At 67.3% G+C, this 12,107-nt stretch carries 8 protein-coding genes; all 8 read right to left on the bottom strand.

The annotated features are described in order from the left end of the window. Window positions 1-3: 3 nt before the first annotated feature. Complete coding sequence (frr, locus tag ABIA45_RS07415; RefSeq protein ID WP_025036556.1) at window positions 4-567, bottom strand: ribosome recycling factor; 564 nt, start codon at window positions 565-567, stop codon at window positions 4-6. A 65-nt stretch (window positions 568-632) separates the two neighbouring features. Beyond that, entirely contained in the window at window positions 633-1,349 is a 717-nt protein-coding gene (pyrH, locus tag ABIA45_RS07410) for a UMP kinase (protein ID WP_404651554.1), read from the bottom strand. A gap of 58 nt (window positions 1,350-1,407) precedes the next feature. After that, a complete protein-coding gene (gene tsf, locus ABIA45_RS07405; protein ID WP_157283592.1) occupies window positions 1,408-2,331 on the bottom strand; it encodes a translation elongation factor Ts in 924 nt (307 codons plus the stop codon). Between the two features lie 133 nt (window positions 2,332-2,464). Continuing rightward, window positions 2,465-3,460, bottom strand: coding sequence for a 30S ribosomal protein S2 (locus ABIA45_RS07400; RefSeq protein ID WP_157283591.1), 996 nt, complete (start codon window positions 3,458-3,460; stop codon window positions 2,465-2,467). A 210-nt stretch (window positions 3,461-3,670) separates the two neighbouring features. Next, complete coding sequence (locus ABIA45_RS07395; protein ID WP_404651553.1) at window positions 3,671-6,484, bottom strand: caspase family protein; 2,814 nt, start codon at window positions 6,482-6,484, stop codon at window positions 3,671-3,673. Window positions 6,485-6,702: 218 nt separating this feature from the next. Then, window positions 6,703-7,221, bottom strand: a complete 519-nt coding sequence (locus ABIA45_RS07390; RefSeq protein WP_275499779.1) for a hypothetical protein — start codon at window positions 7,219-7,221, stop codon at window positions 6,703-6,705. Between the two features lie 150 nt (window positions 7,222-7,371). After that, window positions 7,372-8,115, bottom strand: coding sequence for a carbonic anhydrase (locus ABIA45_RS07385; RefSeq protein ID WP_404540887.1), 744 nt, complete (start codon window positions 8,113-8,115; stop codon window positions 7,372-7,374). A 131-nt stretch (window positions 8,116-8,246) separates the two neighbouring features. After that, window positions 8,247-11,750, bottom strand: a complete 3,504-nt coding sequence (gene dnaE, locus ABIA45_RS07380; RefSeq protein WP_404540885.1) for a DNA polymerase III subunit alpha — start codon at window positions 11,748-11,750, stop codon at window positions 8,247-8,249. Window positions 11,751-12,107 lie beyond the last annotated feature (357 nt).

Here is a 12,107-nt window from a genome sequence, read left to right as displayed (position 1 = left end):
GCCTTAAACGGTGAGGATTTCTTTTTCCTTGGCGGCCAGCAACTGGTCGATCTCGGCGATGGTGCCGTCGGTCGCCTTCTGCACCTCGTCGGCGTGACGCTTCTGGTCGTCCTCCGACATCTCGTGATTCTTCTCGAGCTTCTTGAGCACGTCGAGCCCGTCGCGGCGGACATGGCGCGCGGCGACCTTGGCGGCTTCGGCATATTTGTGCGCGACCTTCACCAGCTCCTTGCGGCGCTCCTCGTTGAGCTCGGGAATGCGCAGGCGCAGCACCTGGCCCTCGGTCGCGGGCGACAGGCCGAGATTGGAATCGACGATCGCCTTCTCGACGGCCTTGACCATCGACTTGTCCCAGACCTGCACCGAGATCAGCCGCGGCTCCGGCACGCTGACGGTGGCGAGCTGATTGAGCGGCATGTGACTGCCATAAGCCTCGACCTGCACCGGATCGAGCATCGAGGCGGAGGCGCGTCCCGTGCGCAGGCCGCCGAGCTCGTGCTTGAGCGAGGCGACGGCGCCCTGCATGCGGCGCTTCACTTCGTTGAGATCGAAATTACCCGTGGCCATCACGTTTCTCCTTCAAAATCCCGGCGACCGCTCCGCACCGTCCTTTCGGCGCGTCAGATGAGCCGTCAGCCGGCGACGATGGTTCCGTGGCCGACGCCACGCAGAATCGCGCCGATCGAGCCCGGCTCCGCGATCGAGAATACGATGATAGGCAGCGACGTCTCGCGGGCAAGCGCGAAGGCGGTCGCATCCATCACCTTGTAACCGCCCTCGATCGCCTGCGAATGCGTCAGGCGGTCGAACCGCGTCGCGGTCGGATTCTGCTTCGGATCGGCCGAGTAGACCCCGTCGACATTCGTCGCCTTCAGGACCGCCTGCGCGCCGATCTCGGCGGCCCGCAGCACCGCGGTCGTGTCGGTGGTGAAGAACGGATTGCCGGTCCCGCCGCCGAGCAGCACGATCCGGCCTTCGGCCAGGTATTTGTGTGCCGCGGTGCGGGTGAACAGCTCGGAAATCTCGGGCATGACGAAGGCCGACAGCGTCCGGGCCGGCGTTCCCTTGCGCTCGATCGCCGCTTCCAGCGCGAGGCAATTCATCATGGTGGCGAGCATGCCCATGGTGTCGCCGGTGGTGCGCGACACCCCGCGGGATGAGACCTCGACGCCGCGGACCATGTTGCCGCCGCCGATCACGACCGCGACCTCGGTACCGAGCTTGCGGGCGGCGATCAGATCGTCCGCAACCCGGTCGATGGTCGGCTGATCGATGCCAAAGCCTTGCTGTCCCGCGAGATACTCGCCGGACAGCTTGATCACGACGCGACGATAGACCGGATCAGTCATGAGCACTTTCCTTGTCGGGCGCCGCTTCCGGCGGCACGCCGGAAGGAACTTCCGGCGCTTACTTCTTGCCGCTGGCCGCGGCGACCTCGGCCGCGAAGTCGCTTTCCTGCTTCTCGATTCCCTCGCCGAGAGCATAGCGCACAAAGCCCGCGATTTTCACAGCGCCGCCGACCTTGCCCTCGGCCTCCTTCACCGCCTGCGCCACCGACTTGCCGCTGTCGTGGATGAAGGCCTGCTCGAGCAGGCAGACTTCCTTGTAGTAGGTCTTGAGGCCGGACTCGACGATCTTCTCGATCACGTTCTCGGGCTTGCCCTGCTGACGGTACTTGTCGGCCAGCACGTCCTTCTCGCGCTTGACCACGGCCGGATCGAGGCCGGACGGATCGAGCGCCAGCGGGTTGGCGGCCGCAACGTGCATCGCGATCTGACGGCCGAGCGCTGCGAGCTCATCGGCCTTGCCCGGCGATTCCAGCGCCACGATCACGCCCATCTTGCCGGCGCCGTCAATGACGGCACCGTGGACGTAGTGCGAGACCACGCCCTGGCTCACCTCGAGCTGGGCGGCGCGGCGCAGCGTCATGTTCTCGCCGATGGTGGCGATCGCATCATTGATGGCGGTTTCGATCGTGACGTCGCCGACCTTGGCGGCCTTGATCTTCTCGACGTCGGCACCGACGTCGAACGCGACCTGGGCAATCATCTTGACGAGGCCCTGGAACTGGCCGTTGCGCGCAACGAAGTCGGTCTCGGAGTTGACCTCGACCACGACGCCCTTGGTGCCCTTGGTGAGCGCGCCGATCAGACCCTCGGCCGCGACGCGGCCCGACTTCTTGGCGGCCTTGGACAGGCCCTTCTTGCGCAGCCAGTCCTGCGCCGCTTCCATGTTGCCGTCGTTTTCGGTGAGCGCGGCCTTGCAGTCCATCATGCCCGCGCCGGTCGATTCGCGCAGGTCCTTGACCATCGCAGCTGTGATCGTTGCCATCGTTGAAAATCCTTTGTGCCTGCCGGTTTGCCGCGGCGCGGCATCGAATCGCCTCGCCGCGGTCCATCTCAGGAATTCGCGTCAACTGAAATGGTGGCCGGACCCTATCCGGCCAACCCATCGCTCTTTTTGACTATTCCGCTTCCGCGGTCAGCGCCTTGGCCTTGGCCACCCAGGCATCCGCGCGGCTCGGCAGACCGACTTCCTCGCCGATCGTATGCGCGGTGTCGTGGTCGAGCTCGGCGAGCTGCCAATAGTGGAAGATGCCGAGATCGTTGAACTTCTTCTCGATCGCACCCGACACGCCCGGGAGCTTCTTGAGGTCGTCGGCAGTGCCGCGAGGACCCGCAAGGCCCTGGAAGCCGCTCGAGGACGCCGCCGGCAGCTCTTCGGCGACCGGCTGGGCCGAAGCGCCGATGTCGATGCCCGAATCGCCCTGCGCGCGCGAGATGCCGTCGATCGCCGCACGCGCGACGAGATCGCAGTACAGCGAGATGGCGCGGCCGGCGTCGTCATTGCCCGGCACCACATAGGTGATGCCCTTCGGGTCCGAATTGGTGTCGACGATCGCAGCGACCGGGATGTTGAGCCGCTGGGCTTCCTGGATCGCGATGTCTTCCTTGTTGGTATCGATCACGAAGATCAGGTCGGGCAGACCGCCCATGTCCTTGATACCGCCGAGCGAGCGGTCGAGCTTGTCGCGCTCGCGCTGCAGCGTCAGGCGCTCCTTCTTCGTGTAGGAATTGGCTTCGCCGCCCGAGAGCACGTCGTCGAGGTGACGCAGGCGCTTGATCGAGGCCGAGATCGTCTTCCAGTTGGTCAGCGTACCGCCGAGCCAGCGCGAATTGACGAAATACTGCGCGCAGCGCTTGGCCGCGTCGGCAACGCCGTCCTGCGCCTGGCGCTTGGTGCCGACGAACAGGATGCGGCCGCCCTTGGCCACTGTGTCGCTGACGGCCTGGAGGGCCTGGTGCAGCATCGGCACGGTCTGGGCGAGGTCGACGATGTGGATGTTGTTGCGGGTGCCGAAAATGAACGGAGCCATTTTCGGATTCCAGCGGTGAGACTGGTGACCAAAGTGCACGCCAGCTTCGAGCAGCTGACGCATAGTGAAATCGGGCAGTGCCATGGTTCTAATTCTCCGGTTGGTTCCTCCGGAAACGTGTGAGCAAAACGGAGCGTTCTCGCCCCGGTTGCCACCGGACGGCCTTGTGAGCCATGTTTCCGTGTGAGATGGCGCGCTATATAGCGCCATTTCGGCCAGAAGCAAGGAAATAACGGCCTTCGGGGACGGCCTCTAGGCTGCTGTCGCATCCCGCATCCCTGCCCCTTGCGCCTCCTAACACCTGGGCTGGCCCGGGGGGCAGCTCTTCGGTGGCGGGCCGGCCGGCCGCGGAGGAGCATGTGGCGCCGGATGCGGCGCGGCGGCCATCGGCGGCGGCGCCGGTCGGGCGACCGGAGGTGGTGGCGGCGGCGGCGCTGGCCGCGCAACCGGCGGCGGCGGTGGTGCCGGCCGCGCCATCGCTGGCGGAGGCGGCGCCGGCCGGGCAACAGGTGGCGGTGGCGCCGGCCGCGCCACGGCCACGGGCGGAGGCGCCGCTCGCGGCGGCGGAGGTGGCGCAACGCGCGGCGGAGGCGGCGGCGTCGGCCTTGCCAGGGCCTGAGGAGGCGGCGGCGGAGCGGCGGGCCTGGCGGCCTGCGGTGGCGCTGGCGCGGGCCGATGATCCTGAACTCCGGACGGTGTCCGCGCCGCTACAGGCGGAGGCGGAGGTGCCGCGGGTTTGACTGCAGTCGGGGCCGCGGGCTTGCCGGTGGCCGCGCTCGGCGGCGGCAAAGCGCCCGGCTGGGGCCCGCCCGGCCTGCCGTGCAGGTCAGGCGCAGGCTGGGTCGTTGTCCCCGACGGCCTGGGCAGGGCCGCGGACGGGCTCGCCGCGGTTCCGGAAGCCGGCGGGTGATTGGGCGTCGTTGCCGCGTTCGGCTGCGCCGGCGGAACGTTGCCGCTCGGCGCCGTGGCGGTGGCGGCGGGCTTGCCAGGGGATGGGACGGTCCCGGGCACAGCCCCAGCCCTAGCCGGCGGCGGCCCGCCGGGGGTGCCGGGCACGGGCAGCGTATTGGCCGGCGGCAGCTTGGTCGGGGCCAGCGCTTGCGGGGTTGCTGCGGCGTTGCCGGCGGGAGCGTTCGCGCTCGGACTGGGCGTGCCGCCGGGCGTCCCCGTCGCGGGCGGCGCTCCGGCCGGCGGGCTGCCCGAAGATCCCGGCACCGGCAGCGTATTGGCCGGCGGCGGCTTGGTCGGGGCCAGCGCTTGCGGGGTTGTAGCGGCGCTGCCGGCGGGAGCGTTTGCGGTCGGACTTGGTGTGCCGCTGGGGGTGCCCGTCGCGGGCGGCGCTCCGGCCGGCGGGCTGCCGGGAGCTCCCGGCGGCGGTACAGTATTGGCCTGCGGCAGCTTGGCGCCGGCGGGCGGCGGCGCTGTCGTGCCAGGCGCGACATTGGCAGGAGCTGGTGTCGCGATACCGGGCCTCGCCGTCGGCTGGATGGTCGCGCTCGGCGGCATCGGCGCCTTGCCCTGCTGGATCAGGGCGGCGCGCTGAACGACCGCCTGCGGCACGGCCGGTCCTGCCGGCGTGGCGCGGCCGGCAACCGCCGGCGCCAGATTGCCAGGTCCGATCCCAGATCCGAGCGCCGGCCCCGTGGCCGGCGGCGGCGCCGGTGGGCGGTTGATGACGGTGTTGATGACCGTGGTATTGTGGATGTTCTGGTAGATGATGTTGTTCGGTGGCGGCGCGACATAGACCGGCGGCCTCACGAACACCGGGATCGGCACGAACACCGGCTGCGGCAGCACGAACAGGCCGACCACCGGCAGCGGCGGCGGCAACACGACGAAATCAGGCGGCGGCGGCGGCAAATAATAGACCGGTGGTGGCGGTGGCGGCGCGAAACCGAAATCGGGATCGCTGAAATACAGCACCGGGCGATCGACATAGACCACCTCCTCCGGCGGCGGTGGCGGCACGTCGTAGTCGATCATCGCGAAGGTCGGCGGCGGCTCGGGCGGCGCGGTGAGGATCGCAAGGCGGCGCCGCGCATCCGCCGCATGCGGCCCGCGCGGATAGCGGCGCAGATACGACCAATAGGCCTCCGGCGTGTCCGTCCGGTAAGTCCGCCGCCAGGTGATGGCTTCGCGGCGCGCGGCAACGATCGCCATCACGCGCTTGGCAAGCGGATCATTCGGATAGGCCGCGAGAAACTCCTCATAGGCCGCCAGCGTGTCGCGCTCGAGCGCGGCGGCATAGGCGTCCTGCACGCCGAGATCGCGGATCGGCTTGCTCCGGATCGCGGCGACCTGGTCGGGCGCAGCCGCCGGCGGCGCATCGGGCGCGCGCTCGAAGAACGAGAATGGCGCCGAGATCTTCTGCTCGTTCCAGGGCACCTGCGCACCCTTGGAGGCCTCGTTGACGCGCAGGCGGACGCGCTCGAACACCTCGGGCAGCGGCAAGCCGCCGGTGCGGATCATCTCGGCGAGCGACTGCGCGTAGATGCCGTAGGGCCCCGGCTCCTCCGGCGCCACCGTGCCGGGCGCGGCATTGAAGGCGATCAGCATGTTCGCCTCGGGCTCGACCAGCGCCAGACCGCTCGCGATCGGCTGACCGCCCTCGATGAAGGGCTGCGCACGGGCTGCGTCGAGCACGACGATATTGGCCTTGAGCGGAATCGATGCGAGCTGGCGCGCATAGTCGCTGATGCGCAGGGCCTCGGTCGGTATGTCGGTGTCGCGGCTGATGTTGGAATCGACCGGGATGAAATAGTTCTCACCGGCGAGCTGCACGCCGTAGCCGGCGAGATAGATCATCGCGACGGTGCCCGGGCCCGACGCCTGGGCCTTCTGGATGAAATCGCGCAAGCTCTTGCGCAGCGTGTCGCCGTCGAGATCGCGCGCGCCGACCACGTCGAAGCCGGCCGCCTGGAGCGTCTGCGCGATCAAGCCGGCATCGTTCGCGGTGGTCGCCAGCGGCGATTTGGCATAGGCGCCGTTGCCGACCACGAGCGCGATGCGCTTCTCCTGCTGCTGGGCGCGGGCCTGATGCGGCGTGCCCGCGGCAAGGGCCACCATCGGCAGGAGAAGGCAGAGAAAGACTTTGAGCGTCCCGCGCATGGCTGTGCCCGCTTTTGTCGTTGAGGTGGCCACCGCGTATCAGGCGCGCGGCGAGCTGAATGGCACTTGAACGAGATGACCGGATTGAGGCGACGACATGGCCGCGCCGCTGCCTGCGCGAGCCCAGCGTAAGATGCAAGACGAGGTGGGCTTCCCGCCTTTGGCCCTCAATTCACGCCATGCCGCGATGCCGAAACCAACAAACGCCTCCCGCTCGCCTATTCGGCCAGTCGGAGCTCTGCAACCGTCGTCCGCGCAGCCTGCTCCTCCAGCGGCATGAAATCCAGCGGCCCCTGATTTTTGTACCCAGAGGTGATCGCGAGCGTGAGGCCCCAGCCGAGCAATCCCGTACTCGAATTTGCGATCATCGCGTTTTTTCGCTCGCTGTAGCGCGCAACGAAGAACAAGGTCTGGCCCGATCGCGCGGTGAAGTCCACGCGCGTGACGCCGAGCGCTGCCTCTTCCGCCACGAATTGATGTTGCCCTGCGGGCCGATCGACATAGACGTATGTCCCTGTCTTCAGACCTTTGACCGGTATTCCATCGATGCTGAATGCCCAGTCGGGATCGCCGATCCCGCCGAAGCCCTTTTCGCGCAGGACGACCACACGTGCTTGCCCTGCTTTCGGTGGGCCGATCTTTCGCTCTGCTGCCGCATAGTCGAGCCCGCTCCTTGCGGTTTCGCAGCCGCACAGCAACAAGGCGGCCACGAACAGTACCAGTCCACGCAGCAACATCACGCCCCCAGAAATTCCCCGGAAGCATCCTAGTGGGAAACACCACTTGGTTGCAACAGCATCCGGCGACCACTGTGTCGAGCGTCAACGGGATAATCCGCCGGCCGGCCTCTCCCTGGAAGAGGCGCGACCATCCCACGCCCGATGCTCTCAGCCCTGGGCGAGCAACTCGACGGTCCCGGTGCTCAGCCGATAGATGCCGCCGACCACCTTGAGCTTGCCCTGCTCGACTGCCGCGTTGAGGATCGGGGCGGCCGATTTCAGCTTGGCGACGTTGTTCATGACGTTCTGGCGGATGGCGTTGTCGAGCGCATTGCCGCTCTGCTGCGCCGCCGCCTTCACCGCCGGCGCGATCGCAGCGACCAGCGAGGGGATGTGTCCCGGCAGCGGCTTGTCGTCCTTTAGCGACTTGATCGTCGCATCGACGGCGCCGCAATTGTCGTGCCCGAGCACCAGGATCAGGGGCGTTCCGAGCACCGCGACAGTGTACTCCATGCTCGCTACGGTCTCATCGCCGGCAAAATTTCCGGCAACGCGGCACACGAACAGGTCGCCGCGTCCGCTGTCGAAGGCATATTCGGGCGCGATGCGGGAATCCGCGCAGCTCAGAACGGCCGCGTAGGGATTCTGGCCGCCGACCAGCGCCTCGCGCTCGTGCTTGAAGTCGTGGCGGCGCGACACGCCCGAGACATAGCGCGCATTGCCTTCCATCAGCCGCTTCAGCGCCGCATCGGGCGACAACACGTTGTGCGGCTTCGGCGGCGCCTTCGCCTCTTTGGCCAACGCGGAGCCGCCAATGGCGGCGGACGCAAATGCTGAACCGGCCAACAGCATCATGGCGCGCCGGGAGGGAGTAACCGGCTGATGCAGGTCGTCAGAGCATTGGTCGCACATGGTGTTTTTCTTCCGTGGTTTCCGGTCCGAACGAGATTGCCGAGACGACAACTGATAGCTGCGCTGGCGCAACTTTGAAACCAGGTGCGAGCCAAATAGTTAAGCTTTGGTTTGCAGCGATGCGCGCAATGTCAGAGCTGCTGCACGTCGACCACGCCCGCCACCGCCTTGATCGCGCCGGCGATCTGCGGCGAGACCTTGAAGCGGCCGGGCAGCTTCATTTCCACCTCGGTCTCGAGGTCGAGCATCAGCACCAGCGAGACCTCGCCGTCGCCGTTTCCGCGCGGTGCGATGCCGGGACTGCCGACCTTCGGCACGCCGCCGTTGGCGGCCGCCATCTCGGGCCCGGCGAGCCGCTTGGCGATCGAGTCCAGCGGCTTGGTGTCGCGCAGGAAGATGCGCAGCCCCTTCTGCGTCTTCGCCGCGGCGTCATCGAGCGGCTCGGCATGCAGCACGCGGGCGCGGACGTCCTCGCCCTGAAGCTCGGCCCCTAATTGCAGCAGCACGGCCGCGCCCGGCTCCAGCACGTCTCGATATTGCGCAAGGCCTTCCGAGAACAGCACCGCCTCGAAATGGCCGGTGGGATCGGACAGCCCCATGATGCCCATCTTGTTGCCGGTCTTGGTACGCCGCTCCATGCGCGAGACCACGGTCGCGGCGACCTTGCCGGCGGTGGCGCCGGTCTTCACCGCGCGCGAGAACTCGGCCCAGCTCTGCACCCGCAGCCGCTTCAGCACGGTCGCGTAATCGTCTAGCGGATGCCCCGACAGGAAGAAGCCGATCGCGTCGTATTCGCGGCGCAGCCGCTCGGCCGGCAGCCACGGCTCGACCTGCGGCAGCATGATGGTCGGCGCATCCGCCGACATGCCGAACATGTCGTTTTGGCCGATGGTCGCAGCTTCATGCGCGCGCTGGCAGGCGGCGAGGATCGCGTCCGCACCGGCAAAGACGCGCGCCCGGTTCGGCTCGAGCGTGTCGAAGGCGCCGGCGGCGGCGAGACTTTCGATGATGCGCTTGTTGATCGCGCGCGGCGAGACGCGCGCGGCGAAATCCGCGAGCGAGGTGAACAGGCCGCCCCGGGTGCGCTCCGCGATGATCTGCTCGATCGCCTGGATGCCGACGCCCTTGAGCGCGGCGAGCGCGTAGTAGATCGTGTTCTCGCCGACCTCGAAGGTCGCGCCCGATCGGTTGATGTTCGGCGGCTCGACCTTGATGCCGAGCCGCTGCGCCTCGGAGCGGAATTCGGAGAGCTTGTCGGTGTTGTTCAGATCGAGCGTCATGGACGCGGCGATGAACTCCACTGGATAATGCGCCTTCATGTAGGCGGTGTGGTAGGACACTAGCGCGTAAGCCGCCGCGTGGCTCTTGTTGAAGCCGTAGTCGGCGAATTTCGCGAGCAGCTCGAAGATGGTCTCGGCCTGCCCCTTCGGCACGCCGTTCTTCACCGCGCCCGCGACGAAGATGTCGCGCTGCTTGTCCATCTCGGCGCGGATCTTCTTGCCCATGGCGCGGCGCAACAGGTCGGCGTCGCCGAGCGAATAGCCCGACATCACCTGCGCGATCTGCATCACCTGCTCCTGGTAGATGATGACGCCGAAGGTCTCCTTCAGGATCGGCTCCAGCACGGGATGCAGATATTCCGGCTCCTCGTCGCCGTGCTTGCGCGCGCAATAGGTCGGGATGTTCGCCATCGGGCCCGGCCGATAGAGCGCGACCAGCGCGATGATGTCCTCGAAACGGTCGGGGCGCATGTCGATCAGCGCCCGCCGCATGCCCTGGCTTTCAACCTGGAACACGCCGACCACCTCGCCCCGCGCCAGCATCTGGTAGCTCTCGGCGTCGTCGATCGGCAGCGTGGCGAGATCGATATCGATGCCGCGCGGCTTGAGCAGCTTGCAGGCGACGTCGAGCACGGTGAGCGTCTTCAGGCCGAGGAAGTCGAACTTGACGAGGCCCGCCGGCTCGACCCATTTCATGTTGAACTGGGTCACCGGCATGTCGGATTTGGGATCGCGGTAGAGCGGCACGAGCTCGCTCAACGGACGATCGCCGATCACGATGCCGGCCGCGTGGGTCGAGGCGTGGCGGGTCAGGCCTTCGAGACGCTGGGCGATGTCGAAGGCGCGCGCCACTACGGGATCTTCGTCGCGGAACGCCTGCAGCTTCGGCTCGCTCTCGATCGCGGCGGCCAGCGTCACCGGCGCCGCCGGATTCTGCGGCACCAGCTTGGTCAGCTTGTCGACCTGGCCATAGGGCATCTGCAGCACGCGGCCGACGTCGCGCAGCACGCCGCGCGCCTGCAGCGTACCGAAGGTGATGATCTGCGCGACCTGGTCGCGGCCGTAGCGCTGCTGCACGTAACTGATCACCTCGCCGCGGCGGTCCTGGCAGAAGTCGATGTCGAAGTCCGGCATCGAGACGCGTTCCGGATTGAGGAAGCGCTCGAACAGCAGGCCGAACCTGATCGGGTCGAGGTCGGTGATGGTGAGCGCCCATGCCACCAGCGAGCCCGCACCGGAGCCGCGGCCCGGCCCGACCGGAATGCCGTGAGCCTTGGCCCATTTGATGAAGTCGGACACGATCAGGAAGTAGCCCGCGTACTTCATCCGCATGATGACGTCGAGCTCGAACGCCAGGCGCTTGTTATAGTCTTCTTCCGTCGTGCCCTGAGAGAGGCCGTGCACGCGCAGACGGTTGGCGAGCCCCTCCTCCGCCTGCCGCTTCAGCTCGGCCGCCTCGACCGCGGCGGCGTCCGAGCTCGCCGCGGCGCCGACGGTGAAGAACGGCAGGATCGGCTTGCGCGTCATCGGCCGGAACGAGCAGCGCTCGGCGATCTCCACCGTCGAGGCCAGCGCCTCCGGAATGTCGGCGAACAGCACCGCCATCTCGGCGCGCGTCTTGAAGCGATGATCCGGTGTCAGCTGCACACGGTCGGTCTCGGCGATCAGCCGGCCGCCGGCGATGCAGAGCAGCGCATCATGCGCTTCGTAATCGTCAGTGGTCGCGAAATACGGCTCATTGGTCGCAACCAGCGGCAGTCCCTTGGCGTAGGCGATGTCGATCAGGCCGCCTTCGACGCGCCGCTCCTTCTCGGCGTTGTGGCGCTGCAATTCGATGTAGAGACGGTCGCCGAACAGAGCAGCCAGACGCTCGCACCGCGCGCCGGCGAGTTCGGCCATGCCGCCGGCGAGCGCCAGCGAGATCGGCCCGTCCGGCCCGCCCGTCAGCGCGATCAGGCCCTCGGTCTCGCCTTCGAGCCAGTCAAACTTGATGAACGGAGCATGGCTGTCCGGAGATTCCAGAAACGCGCGCGAGTTCAGCCGCATCAGGCTGCGATAACCGCGTTCCTGCGCGGCGAGCAGCACCACGCGCGACGGCCCCATCGCGTTGCGCGCGTTGGGATCCTGATCGCCGAAATCGATGGCGAGCTCGCAGCCGACGATCGGCTGGATGCCGGAGCCCGCCATCTTGTCGGAGAACTCCAGCGCGCCGAACAGATTGTCGGTGTCGGTCAGCGCCAGCGCCGGCTGGTGGTCTTTCTTGGCAAGCTCGGCGAGCTTGGCGATCTTGATCGAGCCCTTGAGCAGCGAATAGGCCGAGTGAACGTGAAGGTGGACAAATCCGGCGCTCGGCATGGTCGCGTGACGGCCTCTTGCAGATGAGATGGAGCGGTCGTCGGCGCCTCAAGGCATCATGCACTCGCGGCCGACTCGCCTCTCAATGGTGGGGTCTCACAGCTTGAGAGTCCACGCCGGAGCGGCCGCTTGGGCGCGTCGTCCCGCTTTTCCCCAAGAGGTCGGAGAAAGCCGGCCTAGAGCTGCGGAATGACCTGGGCCCAGATCGCGATCATCCCGACGAACAGCGTGATGGACGCCAGTGCGGCGGCTTCTTCCACGAAAACCCTGAACATGGCCTGCTCCCTTGTTGGAACGTATGAAGAACATTGTTCTCATTTCGTTCTATGGAGTCAAGCGATCCGGAAGCCGCCGAAA

Source organism: Bradyrhizobium sp. USDA 336, from assembly GCF_044908355.1.
GTDB lineage: Bacteria > Pseudomonadota > Alphaproteobacteria > Rhizobiales > Xanthobacteraceae > Bradyrhizobium > Bradyrhizobium yuanmingense.
This window is presented reverse-complemented; position numbering and strand designations above follow the sequence as displayed.